General features: G+C 71.7%; 21 protein-coding genes and 1 pseudogene. 15 read left to right on the forward strand and 7 right to left on the reverse strand.

Annotation, left to right across the window (positions count from 1 at the left end):
* Positions 1-12: 12 nt before the first annotated feature.
* Positions 13-1,224 (reverse strand): MFS transporter, encoded by a 1,212-nt coding sequence (locus N798_RS15475; protein ID WP_156971767.1) that lies wholly within the window; start codon positions 1,222-1,224, stop codon positions 13-15.
* A 38-nt stretch (positions 1,225-1,262) separates the two neighbouring features.
* Positions 1,263-1,850 carry a winged helix-turn-helix domain-containing protein gene (locus N798_RS15480; RefSeq protein ID WP_035950183.1) on the reverse strand — a complete coding sequence of 196 codons (588 nt, stop codon included), beginning with the start codon at positions 1,848-1,850 and terminating at the stop codon, positions 1,263-1,265.
* A 97-nt stretch (positions 1,851-1,947) separates the two neighbouring features.
* On the opposite strand from N798_RS15480, the gene N798_RS15485 reads away from it, so the two are divergent.
* Both N798_RS15485 and N798_RS15490 read left to right on the forward strand, forming a co-directional pair.
* Complete coding sequence (locus tag N798_RS15485) at positions 1,948-2,172, forward strand: DUF3046 domain-containing protein (protein WP_035950186.1); 225 nt, start codon at positions 1,948-1,950, stop codon at positions 2,170-2,172.
* Positions 2,173-2,175: 3 nt separating this feature from the next.
* Positions 2,176-3,183: an NAD(P)H-dependent flavin oxidoreductase gene (locus N798_RS15490; protein ID WP_035950189.1), complete on the forward strand. Its 1,008-nt coding sequence runs from the start codon at positions 2,176-2,178 to the stop codon at positions 3,181-3,183.
* An 18-nt stretch (positions 3,184-3,201) separates the two neighbouring features.
* On the opposite strand, the gene N798_RS15495 is transcribed toward N798_RS15490, so the two are convergent.
* Complete coding sequence (locus N798_RS15495; RefSeq protein WP_035950192.1) at positions 3,202-4,113, reverse strand: ribonuclease HI family protein; 912 nt, start codon at positions 4,111-4,113, stop codon at positions 3,202-3,204.
* A 35-nt stretch (positions 4,114-4,148) separates the two neighbouring features.
* Here N798_RS15495 and N798_RS15500 point away from each other — a divergent pair, with 35 nt between their 5' ends.
* The 3 genes and pseudogenes from N798_RS15500 (at position 4,149) to N798_RS15510 (ending at position 6,622) form a co-directional block, all read left to right on the forward strand.
* Complete coding sequence (locus tag N798_RS15500) at positions 4,149-4,607, forward strand: GNAT family N-acetyltransferase (protein WP_084100845.1); 459 nt, start codon at positions 4,149-4,151, stop codon at positions 4,605-4,607.
* Positions 4,608-4,856: 249 nt separating this feature from the next.
* Positions 4,857-5,855 (forward strand): annotated as a pseudogene (gene recA / locus N798_RS15505) (recombinase RecA); the annotation flags it as partial.
* A 245-nt stretch (positions 5,856-6,100) separates the two neighbouring features.
* Positions 6,101-6,622, forward strand: coding sequence for a regulatory protein RecX (locus N798_RS15510; RefSeq protein WP_052117439.1), 522 nt, complete (start codon positions 6,101-6,103; stop codon positions 6,620-6,622).
* A 96-nt stretch (positions 6,623-6,718) separates the two neighbouring features.
* Here N798_RS15510 and N798_RS15515 read toward each other — a convergent pair whose 3' ends face one another.
* Entirely contained in the window at positions 6,719-7,348 is a 630-nt protein-coding gene (locus N798_RS15515; RefSeq protein WP_035950200.1) for a YceI family protein, read from the reverse strand.
* Positions 7,349-7,497: 149 nt separating this feature from the next.
* Between N798_RS15515 and N798_RS18785 the strand changes: the two genes are divergently transcribed.
* The 4 genes from N798_RS18785 to miaB all read left to right on the forward strand — a co-directional run bounded on the left by N798_RS18785 (position 7,498) and on the right by miaB (position 10,015).
* Complete coding sequence (locus tag N798_RS18785; protein ID WP_229708296.1) at positions 7,498-7,980, forward strand: homocysteine S-methyltransferase family protein; 483 nt, start codon at positions 7,498-7,500, stop codon at positions 7,978-7,980.
* 137 nt (positions 7,981-8,117) lie between these two features.
* Complete coding sequence (locus N798_RS18790) at positions 8,118-8,291, forward strand: homocysteine S-methyltransferase family protein (protein ID WP_229708294.1); 174 nt, start codon at positions 8,118-8,120, stop codon at positions 8,289-8,291.
* Entirely contained in the window at positions 8,230-8,472 is a 243-nt protein-coding gene (locus N798_RS18795) for a hypothetical protein (RefSeq protein WP_229708466.1), read from the forward strand. The genes N798_RS18790 and N798_RS18795 overlap by 62 nt, the downstream gene beginning before the upstream one ends.
* Before the next feature lie 25 nt (positions 8,473-8,497).
* A complete protein-coding gene (miaB, locus tag N798_RS15525; RefSeq protein ID WP_035950203.1) occupies positions 8,498-10,015 on the forward strand; it encodes a tRNA (N6-isopentenyl adenosine(37)-C2)-methylthiotransferase MiaB in 1,518 nt (505 codons plus the stop codon).
* Positions 10,016-10,179: 164 nt separating this feature from the next.
* Here the strand turns inward: miaB and N798_RS18510 are convergent, their stop codons facing one another.
* Entirely contained in the window at positions 10,180-10,371 is a 192-nt protein-coding gene (locus tag N798_RS18510) for an antitoxin (protein ID WP_035950206.1), read from the reverse strand.
* Between the two features lie 109 nt (positions 10,372-10,480).
* On the opposite strand from N798_RS18510, the gene def reads away from it, so the two are divergent.
* The 4 genes from def (at position 10,481) to ggt (ending at position 14,933) form a co-directional block, all read left to right on the forward strand.
* Positions 10,481-11,137, forward strand: a complete 657-nt coding sequence (def, locus tag N798_RS15535; RefSeq protein WP_035950209.1) for a peptide deformylase — start codon at positions 10,481-10,483, stop codon at positions 11,135-11,137.
* Positions 11,127-12,056: a tRNA (adenosine(37)-N6)-dimethylallyltransferase MiaA gene (gene miaA / locus N798_RS15540; RefSeq protein WP_035950212.1), complete on the forward strand. Its 930-nt coding sequence runs from the start codon at positions 11,127-11,129 to the stop codon at positions 12,054-12,056. The genes def and miaA overlap by 11 nt, the downstream gene beginning before the upstream one ends.
* Positions 12,049-12,942, forward strand: coding sequence for a diaminopimelate epimerase (gene dapF, locus N798_RS15545; protein WP_035950214.1), 894 nt, complete (start codon positions 12,049-12,051; stop codon positions 12,940-12,942). Before miaA ends, dapF begins: the two co-directional genes overlap by 8 nt.
* Positions 12,943-13,100: 158 nt before the next feature.
* Positions 13,101-14,933 carry a gamma-glutamyltransferase gene (gene ggt, locus N798_RS15550; protein WP_035950216.1) on the forward strand — a complete coding sequence of 611 codons (1,833 nt, stop codon included), beginning with the start codon at positions 13,101-13,103 and terminating at the stop codon, positions 14,931-14,933.
* Between the two features lie 63 nt (positions 14,934-14,996).
* Here the strand turns inward: ggt and N798_RS15555 are convergent, their stop codons facing one another.
* Positions 14,997-15,620 carry a class I SAM-dependent methyltransferase gene (locus N798_RS15555; RefSeq protein WP_035950218.1) on the reverse strand — a complete coding sequence of 208 codons (624 nt, stop codon included), beginning with the start codon at positions 15,618-15,620 and terminating at the stop codon, positions 14,997-14,999.
* A gap of 21 nt (positions 15,621-15,641) precedes the next feature.
* Between N798_RS15555 and hflX the strand changes: the two genes are divergently transcribed.
* Complete coding sequence (hflX, locus tag N798_RS15560) at positions 15,642-17,123, forward strand: GTPase HflX (protein ID WP_035950220.1); 1,482 nt, start codon at positions 15,642-15,644, stop codon at positions 17,121-17,123.
* A 36-nt stretch (positions 17,124-17,159) separates the two neighbouring features.
* Complete coding sequence (locus N798_RS17600; RefSeq protein WP_052117440.1) at positions 17,160-18,221, forward strand: GNAT family N-acetyltransferase; 1,062 nt, start codon at positions 17,160-17,162, stop codon at positions 18,219-18,221.
* A gap of 60 nt (positions 18,222-18,281) precedes the next feature.
* On the opposite strand, the gene N798_RS15570 is transcribed toward N798_RS17600, so the two are convergent.
* Positions 18,282-18,626, reverse strand: a complete 345-nt coding sequence (locus N798_RS15570; protein ID WP_084100854.1) for a putative quinol monooxygenase — start codon at positions 18,624-18,626, stop codon at positions 18,282-18,284.
* Positions 18,627-18,713 lie beyond the last annotated feature (87 nt).

Here is an 18,713-nt window from a genome sequence, read left to right on the forward strand (position 1 = left end):
AGGACCACCCTCTCACTCGCGTCCGACACCCGCCCGCGCTCGATCCATCTCGCCCCACTCCGGTCTCAGCCCGGGCAGCACCGTCGAGACGAGGTATGCCGTCCCGGCGATTCCGAGGGCCGGCGCGGCTCCCAGCGCGGTCACGGCGATGCCGCCGACGACACCTCCGACCGGCAGGCCCGCCCAGGCGAGCGCGTCCGCGAGCGAGCCGACCCGTCCGACGAGGTGGCGCGGGACGCGCTCGAAGAAGAGGGCGTTGACCGTCGGGTTGACGAACCCGGCGCCGAGGCCGCTGACGACGTTGGCCGCGATGATGACCCAGAGCGGGGCACCGAGGGCGAGCGCGAGGTAGCGCGGCGCGCCGGAGAGGACGAACCCGGTGAGGAACGCCGTGCGACGGCTGAACCGCCCCGCCATCGTCGTCGCGACGAGGCTCGACGCGACGGCCGCGCCGCCGTAGAGCACACCGACGAGCCCGACGAGGCTCGCGTCGTAGCCGTTGTCGAGCGCCCACTTCGGGAGCATGACGCCGAGGTAGGCGGCCTCGAGCAGGTTGGTCACCGTGATCATGAAGAGGATGCTGCGCAGCAGCCGGTCGCGGCGGAGGTAGTCGACCCCGGCGCGCAGCTGGGCGAGGTAGGAGCCCGGCTCCTCGGCGTCGCGGTGGGAGATGTGCGGGACGAGCAAACCCACGACGAGGGCGCTGAGGAACGACGCGCCGGCCGTCACGGCAACCGTCTCGGCCGCGCCGAAGGCGGTGACGAGCACGCCGCCGACGCCGGCGCCGACCAGACCGCTGGCGCGGTCGACGGTGCTGTCGAGACCGGTGATCCGCTCGACCGGGATGCCGGTCGCGTCGGAGACGCCGGGAATCATCGCGTTCCGGGCGCCGTCGCCTGGTCCGCGCACCGCGCCCGCCAGGGCCACGAGGGCGAGGAGGAGCGGGAGGCGGTCAGGGAGCGCGAGCTGCCCCACGGCATACAGGAGGGGGATGAGGACGAGCAGGGCTCCGCTGACGACGTCGCCGACGACGCTGATGAGCCGCGGTCCGTAGCGGTCGACGAGCGGTCCGCCGAGGGCCTTGGACAGGACGTAGGGGGCCATCTCGGCGGTGAGCACGAGACCGGCGTAGGCGGCCGACCCGGTCTCCGACAGGACGAGCCAGGGGAGCGCGATCGTCGCGATGCGGGACCCCGCGATCGACACGCCCGAGGCCAGGAGCATGCCGTGCAGACTGCGCCGGGAGGGGCGCGGGTCGGTGCTCACTCCGCGGGCATCCCCGGCGCGCGGAAGACCTCGAGGTTGACCGACACGGGGCGCGCGTCCTCGGGTGCGTCGGTCGTGCCCTGGTGCGGCCGGTAGCCGCGGATGAGCGTCGTGAGCTCGGTGATGAGGCGGGCGGCCTCGTCGGGGGTGAGGCGCAGGGTGAAGTTGCTGAAGGTGCCGGCGTCCTCCCACTCGGGCGGGAGGGTGGCGATCTCGGCGATGGCACGCTGGGCGCTGTCGGCGTAGCCGGCGGCGACGGCCGAGAGGTAGGCCGCCGAGGTCTCGCTGTCGGCGTCGTGGGTGTCGAAGTAGGTGCGCGCGTGGGCGGCCCGCCACCAGCGGTCGCGGGCGTTGCCCATCTCGGTCGCCTCGACGACGAAGCCGGCCTCGGCGAGCTGACGGACGTGGTAGCTCGTGGCGCCCGTGTTGACGCCGAGGTGCTCCGCGAGGCGCGAGGCCGTGGCGGGTCCGTGGAGGCGCAGGGCGCTGAGGATCCGGGGGCGCAGCGGGTGCGTCAGGGCCTTGAGGGTCGTCGCGGTGAGGACGAGGTCCCGCCTCGGGTCCGGCTCCACTGCACGCGACATGTCGATGACCTTACAAAGGAAATTGTGTGGACGCAGTATAGGGGCGCTCCTGCGCGGGTTGAAGGACCCGAAAGGGCGGTGTGACAGACTCGCCGACATGCGGATCAGCCATTTCTGGACGCTGATGAACGACGAGTTCGGCGAGACCTACGCACCCACCCTGGCGCGTGACCACGTCCTCGGCGTCCTCGGCGGGCGCAGCGTCGCGCAGGCGCTCGAGGACGGCGTCCACCCGAGGATCGTCTGGCTCGCGCTCTGCGACGACATGGACGTCCCGCAGGAGCGTCGGCTCGGCCGGGACGACCCCGCACGGCACGGCTGAGCCGTGACCCTCCTCGACCGGCGGCTCGTCCTCGCGCCCATGGCCGGCGGTCCGAGCACCGTCGGTCTCGCCGCGGCGGTCACGGCGGCCGGTGGGTTCGGCTTCCTCGCCGGGGCCTACCTCGCGCCCGACCGGCTGCGCGACGACATCGTCCTGCTGCGGGCCGCCGCCGGCGCCGCGTCGTTCGGCGTCAACCTCTTCGCGCCCTCGCCCTACGAGCCGGGCAGCGCCGCCCGGGTCCTCGAGTACGCCGCGCGCCTCCAGCCGCTCGCCGACAAGGCCGGGGTCGGACTGGGGGAGTCGATCCACGACGACGACTCCTTCGACGCCAAGATCGAGGTCGTCCTCGCCGAGCGGCCGGCCGTCGTCTCCTTCGCCTTCGCGTGGCCGCCCGCCGACGTCGTCGACCGGTTGCAGGCGGCCGGCATCGAGGTCTGGGTGACGGTCAACGACGCGGGCGAGACGGCCTGGGCCGACGCGCTCGGCGTCGACGCGATCGTCGCGCAGGGGTGGGAGGCGGGCGGACACCGCGGTGGCCCCGTCGACACCGGACACCATCAGGCGCCCACGCGGATGTTGCTCCAGAGCATCCGCCAGCTCACCTCGCTGCCGGTCATCGCGGCCGGTGGGGTCGGCGACGGCGCGCACGTCGCCGCCCTCCTCGATGCCGGTGCCCACGCAGTCGCCTGCGGCACGGCCTTCCTGCGCGCCGACGAGGCGGGCACGGCCGAGGTGCACCGCCACGAGCTCGGCGTCCGGTCCGACACGGTCGTCACACGCGCCTTCACCGGCCGCAGCGCGCGGGCCCTCGTCACGTCGTGGACCGAGGTCTTCACGGAGGTCGCGCCGGCGGCCTACCCGCAGGTGCACCACCTCACCGCGCCGCTGCGCTCGCACGGCAAGGCGACGGGGCAGCCCGACCTCGTCCACCTCTGGGCGGGCACGGGCCACCGCACTGCCCGGCAGGCGCCGGCGGCCGAGATCGTCGCCGAGCTCTCGTCGCGCCTCTGATCCGAGCCGCTCGCGGGCTCAGGCCTCGGCGGTGCCCTGGTGGTAGAGCTGCTGCCAGTGACCCCGCTCGCGCACCCACAGCGACGAGCGCAGCGTCGAGCCGGAGTCCGTCACCGAGCGCCACAGGAGGAGCATCGCGTCCGGACCGACCGGCATACAGGAGAGGACGTCGAGGGAGGCCTCCTCCTCGAGGGGGCCGATCTCGTCGAGGATCGCCTCGCGCGTCCACAGCCGGCCGGAGCGACCGACCTCGGACCACTGCGGGTGGAGCAGCGCCGCGACGGCGGCCGGGTCGCTGCGGACCTCGTCGGTGAGCAGGGAGCGCTCGAGGGCGATGACCTGCTCGGCGTCGGACGGCCCGGAGTCGTCGGCGAGCGTCGTGAAGAGGTCGGGCTCGGGCGCCTCCGCCGCGGTCGGCGCCGCGGTCGCGGGGGCGGGGTGGCCGGGGGAGTCCTGGCCTCGGCCCTTCCAGCCGGGACCCGGGTCCGGCACGGCACCTCTCTGGTATGCCGTCGCCGCACCGTTCGCGAGCCGGTCCGCCTCCTCGTTGAGGACGTGGCCGGAGTGTCCCTTGACCCACTCGAAACGGACCCGGTCCCAGCGGCCGGTCATCGCCTCGTCGAGCGCCTTCATGATCTCGACGTTGAGGACGGGCTTGCCGTCGCCCTTCTTCCAGCCCTTGCGCTTCCAGCCGGCCATCCACTGGGTGACGGAGTTGATGACGTACTTGCTGTCGCAGAGGATGACGAGGTCCTCGTCGGCGCCCGCCGTCTGCTGGAGCAGGTCGAGGACAGCGGTGAGCTCGCCCTGGTTGTTCGTGCCGTGGGGCCAGCCCCCGGCCGCCCAGTGGTCCTCGTCGACGTACCAGGCCCACCCCGCGGGTCCGGGGTTGCCGAGGGCCGAGCCGTCCGCCGCCGCATGAATCGTCACGGCGGAGGAGTCTGCCAGTTGCCTAGGGTGGCTCCGTGGACCAGTCACACGCGGACGTGCGCACGCAGCGCTTTCTCGAGCTCGATCCGATGGTCGCCTACCGGTTGTGGGCGCTGCGGTCCGAGGTCTTCGTCATCGAGCAGGAGGCGCTCTACCTCGACCTCGACGGGCGCGACACCGAGCCCGGGACGTGGCACGTGTGGTGCGCGGACGGTGACGGGGTGCCTGTCGCGACGCTGCGGGTGCTCGACGACGGTGGTGTCCGGCGGGTCGGCCGGGTCGCGACGGACGAGGGGCACCGCGGTCGCGGGCTGGCGGCGGCGATGATGCGCGAGGTGCTGTCGCGGTGGGGCAGCGAGCCGATGGTCCTCGACGCCCAGGTGCGGCTCGCCGACTGGTACGGCCGGTTCGGGTTCGTCGTCTCGGGCGACGAGTTCGAGGACGAGGACGGGATGCCGCACCTGCCGATGCGGCGCGAGGGCGCGTCCGGCTGAGACTCGTCGGGAGGTCGGCCGGGAGGTTCGCGGCGTGTCGTCGTGTCGCTCCCGCCATCGAACACGTGTTCGTCTACTGTTGTCCACAGGTCGCCGGACCCCCAGCACCTGTCCACAGCTCCACGGCAGCTGCGGACGGCTGTCGGTGCGGAGACCTAGCGTCTGACCCGAGATCGCGACGAGACCGACCGCGGACAGAGGTCGCCGGCGGGCGCGCACATCGAACGACACAGGAAGAGCAGGTGCGACATGGCTGCAGCAGCCGTCACGAACGACCGCGAGAAGTCCCTGGGAGTGGTCCTCGGGCAGATCGAGAAGCAGCACGGCAAGGGTGCGGTCATGCGCCTCGGCGACGACGTGCGCCCGCCCATCGAGGTCATCCCCACCGGGTCGATCTCCCTCGACGTCGCCCTCGGCATCGGCGGCCTGCCCCGTGGCCGTGTCGTCGAGGTCTACGGTCCGGAGAGCTCGGGCAAGACGACCGTCGCCCTCCACGCGGTGGCCAACGCGCAGCGAGCCGGCGGCATCGCGGCGTTCATCGACGCCGAGCACGCCCTCGACCCGGAGTACGCCGCGAAGCTCGGCGTCGACACCGACAACCTGCTCGTCTCCCAGCCCGACACCGGTGAGCAGGCGCTCGAGATCGCCGACATGCTCATCCGCTCCGGCGCCCTCGACATCATCGTCATCGACTCCGTCGCCGCCCTCGTGCCGCGCGCCGAGATCGAGGGCGAGATGGGCGACAGCCACGTCGGTCTCCAGGCCCGCCTCATGAGCCAGGCCCTGCGCAAGATCACCGGTGCCCTCAACAACACCGGCACGACCGCGATCTTCATCAACCAGCTCCGCGAGAAGATCGGCGTCATGTTCGGCTCGCCCGAGACGACGACCGGTGGCAAGGCGCTCAAGTTCTACGCCTCGGTCCGCCTCGACGTCCGTCGCATCGAGACGCTCAAGGACGGCACCGACCCGGTCGGCAACCGCACCCGCGTCAAGGTCGTCAAGAACAAGGTCTCGCCGCCGTTCAAGCAGGCCGAGTTCGACATCCTCTACGGGCAGGGCATCTCCCGCGAGGGTGGCCTCATCGACATGGGCGTCGAGCACGGCTTCGTCCGCAAGGCCGGCGCTTGGTACACCTACGACGGCGACCAGCTCGGCCAGGGCAAGGAGAACGCCCGCAACTTCCTCAAGGACAACCCCGACCTCTCCGACGAGCTCGAGAAGAAGATCAAGGAGAAGCTCGGCATCGGCCCGCAGGTCGACAAGCCCCTCGAGGTCGTGCCCGAGGTCCCGGTCGACTTCTGAGCCGAACCCGACCCCGTATGCCGTCCCCGGACTCTTGGTCCTCGTCGTCCCCGCCGCCCTCGTGGGCGGCGGGGACGACCCCGTCTCCCGACGAGCTGAGGGTCGCTCTCGACGAGCACTCGTCATCGACGTCTCCACGGTCGCGTGCACGGTCTGGTCGGTCTGCTCGCTCCGGTGACCGACGGTCCGTGCCGCCCCCGCCGGACACGGCGGTCGAGGGTGTCGAGCCCGACGCCCATGACGTCGCGCGCCAGATCGTCCTGCGACAGCTCACCAACGCCCCGAAGTCCCGGTCGCAGCTCGAGCAGGTCCTCGCGAGGAAGGGCTGCGACCCCGACGTCGCCGCCACCGTCCTCGACCGCATGGAGGAGGTCGGGCTCGTCGACGACGAGGCCTACGCCGGGATGCTCGTCCGCTCCCAGCAGGCCGGTCGCGGGCTGGCCCGGCGCGCGCTCGCGCAGAATCTGCGTCAGAAGGGCGTGAGCGACGAGGTCGCCGAGACCGTGCTCGACGAGGTCGACCCGGCGGCCGAGGAGGGGCGGGCCCGCGAGCTCGTCGAGAAACGGCTGCGTCGGCTCCACGGCCTCGACGCCACGGTCCAGATGCGGCGGCTGGCAGGGCTGCTCGCGCGCAAGGGCTACCCGTCCGACGTGTCGATGCGGGTCATCCGCGAGGCCATCGCCACCGCCGACGAGCACCGGCGCGACTGACGCCCGCCGGCTGCTGCTCCGGCGCGTCGAGCGCAGGCACGCCGAAGGGGCGGGGACCGTGACAATCCCCGTCCCTTCGGCGGTTGCTGCGTGTCCTCAGACGGCGGCCGGCACTTGGGCGATGGCCGAGATGTCGAACTCGAGCGTGACCTTCTCGCTCACGAGGACGCCGCCCGTCTCGAGGGCGGCGTTGAAGGCCAGGCCCCAGTCACCGCGGTCGATCGTCGTCGCACCCTCGAAGCCGATGCGGGTGTTGCCGTAGGGGTCCTTCGCCGAGCCGGTCTCCTCGAAGTCGATGGTGACCGGGTTGGTCGTCGCGTTGATCGTCAGGTCGCCGGTGATGCTCCAGACGGCGCCCTGGCGGGCGACCTTCGTCGACACGAAGGTGATCGAGGGGTGGTTCTCGACGTCGAAGAAGTCAGGGGTCTTGAGGTGGCCGTCGCGCTGCTCGTTGCCGGTCGTGACCGAGGCGGCGGCGATGGTGACGGTGACCGAGGAGGCGGCCGGGTTGACGGTGTCGACGTGGGCGGTGCCCTCGAACTCCTCGAAGCTGCCGCGGACCTTGGTGACCATCGCGTGGCGGGCCGAGAAGCCAAGGCGCGAGTGGCTCGGGTCGAGGACGTAATGGCCGGCGATGTCGGAGACGTAGGCCGAGCTCGCGGCCGGGGCGGGCTGCGCGGCGACGGTGGTCGTGGCGGTCTTGGGGGAGCGGGAGAAGAGGCCCATGGTGCGTGTCCTTCGTCGAGTAGTTGTTGTTTCAAGTAAGACGATGACAGCAAATAGTTGTTGTGTCAAGTATTCGTTTGCCGAACGCGTGCGCTGGTTGCTCGGGCACGGGCACTCTGGTGGTCAGCCGCGAGGAAGGGGCGCTGCACATGACCGCGCACGACGGGGTAGTGCCCGCTCCCGGGGGCGGCCGGGGACGGACCGGTCCACGGTGGCTCACCGACGGAGGTCTGGAGACGGACCTGGTCTTCCACCACGGGGTGGAGCTGCCCCGCTTCGCCGCGTACCCCTTGCTCGACAGCCCGCGAGGGCAGGCGCTGCTCACCGACTACTTCTCCGGGTACGCCGACGTCGCCGCGAGGGTGGGCGCCGGTCTCCTGCTGGAGACGCCGACGTGGCGCGCGAACCCGGACTGGATCACCGCTGTCGGTGGCGCCCCTGACGACGTCCGTCGCGTCAACGTCGAGAGCGTCGTCCTCCTGGCTGCACTCGGCGAGTCGCTCATCGCGTCAGGTGTCCTGCCTTCCGAAGGGTCGGACTACGCCAGCTTCCGCGTGAGCGGGACGATCGGCCCGCGAGGCGACGGCTACGTCGCCGGCGAGCAGCGGTCGGCCGACGAGTTCGCGACCTAACACCTTCCCCAGGTGACGGCCTTCGCGGAGAGCGGAGCGACCCGCGTGGCGGCCTACACGCTGACGACCGTCGCCGAGGCCGTGGGGGTGGTCGAGGCACGCGCGTCCACACGGTCGACGTCGCAGTCTCGTTCACCGTGGAGACCGACGGACGCCTCCCTGACGGCACCCCGCTGGGCGAGGCCGTCGCGTCGCTGTGGGAGCAGGGGCCGCCGGAGGAGCTGCTCGTCAACTGCGCGCACCCGAGCCATGTGGCAGCAGCCCTTGCCGACGACCCTCGTGGGTCAGCAACGTCACGGGGTTGCGGGTGAACGCCTCGCGGCAGTCGCACGCCGGCTCGACGCCGCCGAGGTCCTCGACGAGGGCGACATCGTCGACCTCGTGGCCGAGCACGAGCGCCTCGCCGCCCGGCTCCCGAACCTCGACGTCGTGGGTGGCTGCTGTGGCACCGACGTCCGCCACGTCGCCGCCCTGTGGGGCGTGGGCGCCTGAGCCAGGACGTACCCTTGTCGGTGCGATGACTGACCTCAAGACCTACGACGTGCGCACGCACGGCTGCCAGATGAACGTCCACGACTCCGAGCGCCTCGCCGGGCTGCTCGAGACGGCGGGCTACGTCGACCTCGCGAGCGTGCCCGCGACCGAGCGCCCCGACACCGCCGACGTCGTCGTCTTCAACACGTGCGCCGTGCGCGAGAACGCCGACAACAAGCTCTACGGCAACCTCGGGCAGCTGCGCCCGGCCAAGACGCGCAACCCCGACATGCAGATCGCCGTCGGCGGCTGCATGGCGCAGAAGGACCGCGCGAGCATCGTCCAGCGCGCCCCCTGGGTCGACGTCGTCTTCGGCACCCACAACATCGGCTCGCTGCCCGCGTTGCTCGACCGCGCCCGCCACAACAAGCGCGCCGAGGTCGAGATCCTCGAGTCGCTCGAGACCTTCCCGTCGACCCTCCCGACGCGACGCGACTCCGCGTATGCCGCTTGGGTGTCGATCTCGGTCGGCTGCAACAACACGTGCACGTTCTGCATCGTCCCGAGCCTGCGCGGCAAGGAGACCGACCGCCGCCCCGGCGACGTCCTCGCCGAGATCCAGGCGCTCGTCGACCAGGGCGTCGTCGAGATCACCCTGCTCGGCCAGAACGTCAACACCTACGGCGTCGAGTTCGGCGACCGCCTCGCCTTCGGCAAGCTGCTGCGCGCCTGCGGCGAGATCGACGGCCTGGAGCGCGTCCGCTTCACGAGCCCCCACCCGGCCGCCTTCACCGACGACGTCATTACCGCAATGGCGCAGACGCCCAACGTCATGCCGAGCCTGCACATGCCGCTGCAGTCCGGCTCCGACAAGGTCCTCAAGGACATGCGCCGCTCCTACCGCAGCGCGAAGTTCCTCGGCATCCTCGACCGCGTCCGCGAGCAGATCCCCGACGCCGCGATCACGACCGACCTCATCGTCGGCTTCCCCGGCGAGACCGAGGAGGACTTCGCCGAGACCCTGCGCGTCGTCGAGGAGTCGCGCTTCTCGAGCGCCTTCACCTTCCAGTACTCCATCCGCCCCGGCACCCCGGCCGCGACCATGGAGGACCAGGTCCCCAAGCCCGTCGTCCAGGAGCGCTTCGAGCGCCTCGTCGCCCTTCAGGACGAGGTGTCGTGGGCCGAGAACCGCGCCATCGAGGGCCGCACCGTCGAGGTGCTCGTCGCCCCCTTCGAGGGCCGCAAGGACAGTGAGACCTCGCGGATGAGCGGTCGTGCCCGCGACAACCGCCTCGTCCACTTCACCGTGCCCGAGGGCGGGGAGCGCCCGCGTCCGGGCGACATGGTGAGCGTCGACGTCACCTACGGCGCCCCGCACCACCTCGTCGCCGACGGCGCCCTCCATGGCGGCACGTATGCCGTCCGCCGCACCTCGGGCGGCGACGCCTGGGAGGCGCTCCAGGACGCCCCCGTCCCGGGCAAGCCGGCCGTGAGCCTTGGTATGCCGTCGGTCGGCAAGCCTGCAGCCGCTCCGGTGAGCGCTCCCGCCTGCGGCGCCTGACCGGCATACGCCGCGCTTCGACCGTTCCTCGGTCCCGTTCTACGGGGTCCCCGCAAAAGGGGTCTCGAGCAAGGGAACTGTTCTTGTGCTCAGGACCCGCTTCCCCTGTCCGGACACACGAGGGCCCCGCCACCGGGAACGGTGACGGGGCCTCGAGCAGGGGCTCAGGCGGGCGGTTCCTCGGAGCCGTCGCCGACGCGGTCGTCGACGAAGTCGCGCCCGGTCTCGACGTGCTCGGCCCCGACCCCCTTGCCCTCGGCGAACTCGCCGGCCTGGTCCAGGCCGCGGTCGCTGTGCTCCTCGATCTTGTCGCCGTGCTCCCCGGCCAGGTCCTTCGCCTTGTCGAACATGCTCATGGTTCGCTCCTTCGTGTCGAACTTCAGGACCCTTCCCACTGTGCCGCAGGCATCGGCTGGCGGACGCGGGAGGCGCAGGGCATCTCGGGCGATCTGAGAGAATCGCCGCATGACGATCCGCCCCATCACCATCACCGGCGAGCCGGTGCTCCACCGCCGGGCCGAGCCCGTCGAGGTCATCGACGACGGCATCCGCGAGCTCGTGGCCGACATGTTCGAGACGATGGACGCCGCCCGCGGGGTCGGTCTCGCGGCACCCCAGGTCGGTGTGGGACTGCGGATCTTCACATGGCAGATGGACAACCGCGACGGCATCCCGGCGCGCGGTGTCGTCATCAACCCGTTCGTCACGTCGAGCAAGCCGCCGGTCGGCGACCCCGACCCTCACGACGAGTCCGAGGGCTGCCTCTCGGTGCCGGGGGAGTCGTTCCCGCTGCGCCGTGGCGAGACCGCGACTCTCACCGGTCTCGACCTCGACGGCAACGAGATCTCCTATGCCGCGACCGGGTGGTTCGCGCGGATGTTCCAGCACGAGTACGACCACCTCAACGGCTTCCTCTACGTCGACCGGCTCCAGGGCAAGTGGGCCCGAAAGGCCAAGAAGGCCGTGAAGTCCCACGGCTGGGGGACTCCCGGTCAGACGTGGATGCCCGGCACCGACCGCGACCCCTTCGGCCACGACGACGTCGACGAGGAGACCGAGGACTTCGGCACCGTCCCCGAGGGCGGGCACACGGAGGCGACCGAGGACGAGCTTGCCCGCTGAGGGTCCGCTCGTCGTTGCCGTCGTCGGCCCGACCGCCAGCGGGAAGTCCGAGCTGGCCGTGCGCATCGCCGAGTCGCTCGGCGGCGAGGTCGTCGGGGCCGACGCCATGCAGCTCTACCGCGGCATGGACATCGGCACCGCGAAGCTCTCCCCGGCCGAGCGCCGGGGGATCCCGCACCACCAGGTCGACGTCCTCGACGTCACCGACGAGGCCTCGGTGGCGCGCTACCAGGTCGAGGCGCGCGCCGACGTCGACGACATCCGGTCGCGCGGACTGCACCCCGTCGTGGCGGGCGGCTCCGGGCTCTATGTCCGGGCAGCGCTCGACCACCTCGACATCCCGCCGACCGACGCCGACGTCCGCGCCCGCCTCGAGAACCAGGCCGAGGAGCTCGGCGCCGCTGCGATGTTCTCGCTGCTTGCCGAACGCGATCCTGTTGCGGCACAGGCGATCGAGCCACGCAACGTCCGCCGGGTGGTCCGGGCCCTCGAGGTCGTCGAGATCACCGGTCGCCCGTTCAGCGCCTCGATGCCCGAGCGGCGCAGCCTCCACCCGACGGTGACCGTCGGGCTTCGCCCGCCGCGCGAGGTGCTCGACGAGCGCATCGACACACGGGTCGACCGGATGTGGGAGGACGGCCTCGTCGACGAGGTCCGCGGACTGCTGCCACACGGCATACGGGATGGACGGACGGCGTCGCGCGCCCTCGGCTACGCGCAGGCGCTCGCCGAGATCGACGAAGTCATGACCACCGAGGAGGCGCGGGCGGAGACCGCGCGCCTCACCCGGCGCTACGCCCGGCGGCAGGAGTCCTGGTTCCGGCCGGACCCGCGCACGACGTGGTTCGACCCCACCGACGAGGGCGCGCTCGACGAGGCCCTCGCCTACGTCCGCCGCGCTGTCGCGGACAATGGCTGACATGCCAGCCGACTCGCGCAGCCTGCGCTTCACCAAGGGGCACGGGACCGAGAACGACTTCGTCGTGCTCGCCGACCTCGACGCGCGCCTCGACCTCGACGCCGACCTCACGCGCCGGCTGGCCGACCGCCACGCCGGCATCGGTGGTGACGGGGTCATCCGGGTCGTGCCGACCGCGTCGGCGGACGAGGAGTCGGTGCGGGCGCTGGCCGACCGCGCGCCGTGGTTCATGGACTACCGCAACGCCGACGGCTCGGTCGCCGAGATGTGCGGCAACGGGACCCGCGTCTTCGCGACGTTCCTCCGCCGCGAGGGCATCGAGACCGCCGACGAGTTCCAGATCGCGACCCGCGCGGGCCTCAAGGGCATCCGCTTCGAGGGGGACCTCGTCGCCACCAACATGGGCCGGTGGCGCCTCGTCGACGAGGACCGGGCGCGCGCCGACGGCTTCGACTCCCTCGTCCACGTCACCGGGCACTCCGACCCGTGGTCGGCGCTGTCGGTCGACATGAGCAACCCGCACACCGTCGTCGCGCTGCCCGAGGGCGTCGACCTCGACGCGCTCGACCTGCTCCACGCGCCTGTCGTGCGCCCGGTGCCGCCGCACGGCACCAACGTCGAGCTCGTCCGGATCCTCGGGCCGGCCCACATCGCGATGCGCGTGCACGAGCGGGGGGTGGGGGAGACCCGCTCGTGCGGCACCGGCGTGTGCGCCGCCGCCCTCGCGACGAGCTTCTGGGCAGGAGATCCCGAGCCGACCCGCGACTGGACCGTCGACGTCCCCGGTGGGCGGCTGCGCGTGCGCGCGCTGCCGGGTCACGAGGTCGAGCTCGCCGGACCCGCTGCCCTCGTCGCCGACGGTGAGGTCGACCTCTCCACGCTCTGACTCCCCACGCGCTGACGAGCGAGTCGTGATAGCACGACACGCCGCAGCGACGGGGTCGTGCGCGGCATGTCGTGCTACCTCGACCCACGAAGTCCCCGCGTCCGGTCCCGCCGCCGCTCGACATGCGGTACTCGCGGGTCACTCCTAGCGTCGAGGGCATGAGAACTCCCGCAACGGTCCTCGCCCTCGTCACGGCCGGCGGAGTGGCGGCAGCGCTCGCGCTCCCGGCCAGCGCCGCCCCACAGGCGCCACCCGGTCGCACCGGTCCCCCGCCCGTTGGCCACGAGCTCCCCAAGGTCCCCGTCATGACCGGGGGCGGCGGCGCCGTCGCCTCGGTCGACCCCGTCGCCTCGCAGGTCGGCATCGACATCCTCGAGAAGGGCGGCACCGCAGCGGACGCAGCGGTCGCCACCGCAGCCGCGGTCGCCGCCGTAGAGCCCTACTCGTCGGGCATCGGCGGCGGTGGCTTCTTCGTGCACTACGACGCAGAGACCAAGAAGGTCACGACAATCGACGGCCGCGAGACCGCACCCGCCACCTTCGACGAGAAGGTCTTCCTCGAGCCCGACGGCACGCCGATGGACTTCATGACCGTCGTCAACTCGGGCCTCTCCGTCGGCGTGCCCGGCACCCCGGCGACGTGGGACGCCGCGCTGCGCACCCACGGCACGATGAGCCTCAACCAGGTCCTCAAGCCGGCCGAGGAGATCGCCCGCAAGGGCTTCGTCGTCGACGAGACCTTCCGCCAGGACACGCTCGACAACGCCGAGCGGTTCTCCATGTTCCCCGCGACGGCGGCGATCTACCTGCCCGGCGGCGAGCCCGTCCCCGTCGGTGGCGTCCAGCGCAACCCCGACCTCGCCAAGGCCTACCGCGAGCTCCGCACGCACGGGATCGCCGCGCTGCACACCGGCCGCATGGGACAGGACCTCGTGCGCGAGGTGCAGAACCCGACCACGGCGCCCGGCGTCACCGTCCCCAAGGGACAGATGACCGCGGCCGACCTCGCCGCCTACCGCGTCAACCACAAGGCGCCGACGCACAGCGAGCACCGCGGCCTCGACGTCTACGGCATGGACACCCCGAGCAGCGGCGGCATCGCCGTCTCGCAGATCCTCAACCTCCTCGAGTCGTTCGAGGAGCGCACCGGGCGCGAAATCGCGAACCTCAGCGAGGCGGAGTACCTCCACTGGTTCAGCGAGGCGTCGGCACTGGCCTTCGCCGACCGCAACCGCTGGGTCGGGGACGTGCCCGGCGTCCCGACCGCAGAGCTCACCTCGCAGGAGTTCGCCGACGAGCGCTCGTGCCTCTTCAGCGACGACACCGCGCTCACGCGACCGGTGCCGTTCGGCTCGCCCGACGGCGACTACGACGCCACGTGTGAGGCCGCCGGCACCACGCGGCTGCCCAAGGACGGCCAGTCGACGACCTCGCTCACCGTCGCCGACCGGTGGGGCGACGTCGTCACCTACACCCTGACGATCGAGCAGTACGGCGGCTCCGGCATCGTCGTGCCCGGGTGGGGGTTCCTCCTCAACAACGAACTCACCGACTTCAACTTCACGCCGACGATGAAGGGTGTGCCCGACCCCAACCTCCCCGGCCCGGGCAAGCGACCGCGCAGCTCGATGAGCCCGACGATCGTCCTCGAGGACGGCAAGCCCTTCCTCACCGCCGGTAGCCCCGGCGGCGCGACGATCATCACGACCGTCGCTCAGGTCATCGCCGGCGTCGTCGACCGCGGCCTCACCGTGGACGACGCTGTCGCGGCACCGCGCCTGTCGTCGCGCAACGGCACCGAGGAGGCCGAGACCCCGATCTTCGCGACCGCGATCGGTGACGAGCTGCGCGCCAAGGGGCACGTCCTGCGCTCGCGGCCGGTCATCGGCAACGCCACGGCGATCCGCAGCCTGTCGCCCTCGCTCTGGACGTCCGCGGCCGAGCCTGTGCGCCGCGGCGGCGGCTCGGCGATGGTCGTCGACCCGCAGTGACGCTGTGAGCAGGGGAGGGGCGCTGCGTCGGCCACCCGGCGCGGTGCCCCTCTTCTCGTCACGTCAGGGGTGGCGGACCTCGAGGACGCGGAAGCCCTTGCTCGACGCATGGCGAGTGCACGGCATACGGAGGTCTGACTCGACCCAGCGCTGGAGGCTGTCCGAGCCGAGGTTCTTCTGGACGACGAGGTAGGCGACGCCGTCGGGCGTGAGGCGCGGCAGCCAGGTGCGGAGCAGGATGTGCAGGGCGGCCTTGCCGATGCGGATCGGCGGGTTGGACCAGATGAGGTCGTATGCCGTGTCGTCGCCGACCGCGTCTGGCGTCACCGCGCTCACGTGGTCGAGGCCGAGGGCGCTCGCGTTGCGGTTGGTGAGCTCGACGCTGCGCTCGTTGACGTCGACGCCGACGACCTCGGCGTGCTCGGCGAGCAGCCCGAGGGTGAGGGCGATCGGGCCCCAGCCGCAGCCGAGGTCGAGGAACCGGCCAGACGGTGGCGGGTCGGGCACCTCCTCGAAGAGCACGGCCGTGCCCTTGTCGAGCCCGCCGGGGCTGAAGATGCCCGGCGCCACCTCGACCTGCACCCGTCGGCCGGCGAGTGTCACGTCGAGCGGTCGGCGTTCGTCGGGGGTGGCCGGGGAGGCGGTGAAGTAGTGCTCGCGGGAATCCGTTCGCCCCGAGTCGGTCATGGGTGAGACCCTAGACGCAACATGACAGAACGACACCACATCTTCTCCGGTCACGCCGACGCCCTGTCCGACGATGCCTACGACGACGAGGGGTTCGTCGTCGAGGGCGAGGAGGAGGGCGATCGCCCGTCCGCCCTCTATGACGGCGACCAGCTCGAGCGCGAGGAGCGCGCGGCGCTGCGCCGCGTCGCCGGCCTCTCCACCGAGCTCGAGGACGTCACCGAGGTCGAGTACCGCCAGCTCCGCCTCGAGCGGGTCGTCCTCGCGAGCGTCTGGTCCGAGGGCACCCTCGTCGACGCCGAGAACTCGCTGCGCGAGCTCGCCGCCCTCGCCGAGACGGCCGGTGCGCTCGTCCTCGAGGGCGTCATCCAGCGACGACAGAAGCCCGACACCGCGACCTACCTCGGCAAGGGCAAGGCCGAGGAGCTGCGCGACATCGTCATCAACGAGGGCGCCGACACCGTCATCTGCGACACCGAACTCGCCCCCTCCCAGCGTCGCGCGCTCGAGGACGTCGTCAAGGTCAAGGTCATCGACCGGACCGCCCTCATCCTCGACATCTTCGCCCAGCACGCCAAGAGCCGTGAGGGCAAGGCGCAGGTCGAGCTCGCCCAGCTCCAGTACCTCCTCCCGCGCCTGCGCGGCTGGGGTGAGTCGATGTCGCGGCAGGCCGGTGGCCAGGCCGCCGGCGGCCAGGGCATGGGCTCGCGAGGTCCCGGTGAGACCAAGATCGAGCTCGACCGGCGTCGCATCAACAGCCGCATCGCGAAGCTCAAGCGCGACATCGCCGGCATGAAGACCCACCGCGACACCAAGCGCGGCAGCCGCCGCTCCAACGGCATCCCGAGCGTGGCCATCGCCGGCTACACCAACGCCGGCAAGTCCTCGATCCTCAACCGGCTCACCGGCGCCGGCGTGCTCGTGCAGAACCAGCTCTTCGCGACGCTCGACCCGACGGTGCGCCGCAGCGAGACCCCCGACGGGCGCGAGTTCACCTTCACCGACACGGTCGGGTTCGTCCGGCAGCTGCCGCACCAGCTCGTCGAGGCCTTCCGCTCGACGCTCGAGGAGGTGGCCGACTCCGACCTCCTGCTCCACGTCGTCGACGGCTCGCACCCTGACCCCGAGGGCCAGATCTCCGCGGTCCGCGCCGTCCTCGCCGACGTCGACGCGACCGACGTCCTCGAGGTCATCGTCGTCAACAAGGCCGACATCGCCGACCCCGAGGTCGTCGACCGCATCCTGCGCCACGAGAAGCACGCCGTCGCCGTCTCGGCCCGCACCGGCCAGGGGCTCGACGAGTTGAGGGCGCTCATCGCCGAGGAGCTGCCGCAGCCCGACATCGACGTCGACGTCCTCCTGCCCTACGGCCGGGGCGACCTCGTGAGCCGGATCCACGACGAGGGCGAGATCCTTGCGAGCGACCACGTGAGCGAGGGGACCCGCGTCACCGCGCGCGTCAACGCCGACCTCGCGGCCGAGCTCACGGCATACGGAGTCTGAGTGCTTGTTGCGAATCCTTCGCAATAAGATGCCCGTATGCCGTCCCCGTCGGTCGTCGAGACCACCCGCCTGACCCTGCGCCCGCCGACGACGGGCGACCGTGACGACTGGGTGCGGCTGCACCGTGACCCGCGCACCTACTGGCACGCGCCGCACGCGATGTCGCAGAGCGACGACGACGCCGCGGACTTCCTCGACCGCAGCCTCGCGCACTGGGACGAGCGCGGCTTCGGGTTCTGGGTGGCGCAGGACCGGGGGACCGGCGACGTTGTCGGGGTCTGCGGGCTCAAGGTCATCGAGGACGTCTTCCTCAACCTGTACTACCGGCTCACCCACGACAGCCTCGGCCGCGGGCTGGGGCGCGAGATGTCGCGGGCCTCGGTCGCGTACGCGGTCGAGTGGCTGCCGCGGCTGCCCGTGCGGGCGCTCGTCAAGGAGGTCAACGCGCCGTCGGTCGCCACGGCGCTCGGCACCGGGCTCGAGCGCGCCGGCACCCGCGTGCTCCACGACGACCTGCCCGACGAGCCGCCGTCGACCGTCTTCGAGGCGCCGATCATCGAGGCGGCCACCTCGTTCGACGCCACGACCCACGAGGAGGTGCTCGACCTGTGGATGCGCACCAACGAGGCCGGTGGGGCCGTGGGCTTCCTGCCGGGGGCGCCGCGTGTGCGGGTCGAGGCGGCGCTGAACGCCTCGGAGGAGCGCATGGCCGAGGGTAGTCGCGTGGCTGTGGTGCAGCGCTCTGCCGCCGACGGTGCACTGCTCGGGCTGGCCTTCCTCGCGGAGGCCGGTGGGCGGCTCCAGGCGCACGAGCGGTGGGTCTACACCGTGATGACCGAGCCCTCGCGTCGCGGGCAGAACCTCGGCCGGATCCTCATGGCCGGCACCCACCGTGTCGCCCGTGAGGCCGGCGTGGAGATCCTCACGCTCGGTGTCCGCAGCGGCATGGGCACGACGGCGTTCTACGAGGCGTGCGGCTACCGCGAGTCCGGGCGCATCCTTGGTGGGATTCGGGTCGAGGACGGCGACGACCGCGACAACATCACCATGACCCGCCGCCTCGACGGCCGCACGCTCACTCCCGACCCGCGCGGCTGAGGGCACGCGCCTCTGTCGCTCCTCGTCTCGATCGGGTGCGAGGTTGGAATCGAGTGAGGATCAGCTGGGTGCCGGGCGCTCAGCGTCGTCGTTCAGGTCGGCGATGCCGGTCGCGGTTACCAGGCGCAGTCGCTGGACGTCGATGCTCGTGACGAAGTCGTCGACGCGGTCGAGGAAGTATCGGGTCGTGGTCTGCGCCTCGTGCTCGGCGAGGGCCTCCTCGCTGGTGTAGAGCTCGTAGAAGATGCGGACGTCGGGCTCACCGTCGAGTGTGTGCACCGCATAGGCCAACGTGCGGGGCTCATTGTCGGCGATGCCCGCCACTGTGTCGCGCATCAGTGCGTCGAAGGCCTCGGCCCGCCCGGGCCTGAGCGCGAACCGGACCACCAGGCCGAACTGGGGCATGTGCTCCTCCTCGGTAGGAGCTGACTCTCCCACGCCGGGGCACTCCTACACGCTGAGAAGGCAGACCTCCAAGCGGGGAGCGGAGGT

It is taken from the genome of Knoellia flava TL1, from assembly GCF_000768675.1.
GTDB classification, from domain to species: domain Bacteria; phylum Actinomycetota; class Actinomycetes; order Actinomycetales; family Dermatophilaceae; genus Knoellia; species Knoellia flava.

Excerpts from the sequence above, each read along its gene's own strand:
- N798_RS15475 (WP_156971767.1), bottom strand. The coding sequence starts at position 1,224 with ATGCTCCTGGCCTCGGGCGTGTCGATCGCGGGGTCCCGCATCGCGACG.
- N798_RS15480 (WP_035950183.1), bottom strand. The coding sequence starts at position 1,850 with ATGTCGCGTGCAGTGGAGCCGGACCCGAGGCGGGACCTCGTCCTCACC.
- N798_RS15485 (WP_035950186.1), top strand. The coding sequence starts at position 1,948 with ATGCGGATCAGCCATTTCTGGACGCTGATGAACGACGAGTTCGGCGAG.
- N798_RS15515 (WP_035950200.1), bottom strand. The coding sequence starts at position 7,348 with ATGGGCCTCTTCTCCCGCTCCCCCAAGACCGCCACGACCACCGTCGCC.
- N798_RS18785 (WP_229708296.1), top strand. The coding sequence starts at position 7,498 with ATGACCGCGCACGACGGGGTAGTGCCCGCTCCCGGGGGCGGCCGGGGA.
- N798_RS18795 (WP_229708466.1), top strand. The coding sequence starts at position 8,230 with ATGTGGCAGCAGCCCTTGCCGACGACCCTCGTGGGTCAGCAACGTCAC.
- miaB (WP_035950203.1), top strand. The coding sequence starts at position 8,498 with ATGACTGACCTCAAGACCTACGACGTGCGCACGCACGGCTGCCAGATG.
- N798_RS18510 (WP_035950206.1), bottom strand. The coding sequence starts at position 10,371 with ATGAGCATGTTCGACAAGGCGAAGGACCTGGCCGGGGAGCACGGCGAC.
- def (WP_035950209.1), top strand. The coding sequence starts at position 10,481 with ATGACGATCCGCCCCATCACCATCACCGGCGAGCCGGTGCTCCACCGC.
- dapF (WP_035950214.1), top strand. The coding sequence starts at position 12,049 with ATGGCTGACATGCCAGCCGACTCGCGCAGCCTGCGCTTCACCAAGGGG.
- ggt (WP_035950216.1), top strand. The coding sequence starts at position 13,101 with ATGAGAACTCCCGCAACGGTCCTCGCCCTCGTCACGGCCGGCGGAGTG.
- N798_RS15555 (WP_035950218.1), bottom strand. The coding sequence starts at position 15,620 with ATGACCGACTCGGGGCGAACGGATTCCCGCGAGCACTACTTCACCGCC.
- hflX (WP_035950220.1), top strand. The coding sequence starts at position 15,642 with ATGACAGAACGACACCACATCTTCTCCGGTCACGCCGACGCCCTGTCC.
- N798_RS17600 (WP_052117440.1), top strand. The coding sequence starts at position 17,160 with ATGCCGTCCCCGTCGGTCGTCGAGACCACCCGCCTGACCCTGCGCCCG.
- N798_RS15570 (WP_084100854.1), bottom strand. The coding sequence starts at position 18,626 with ATGCCCCAGTTCGGCCTGGTGGTCCGGTTCGCGCTCAGGCCCGGGCGG.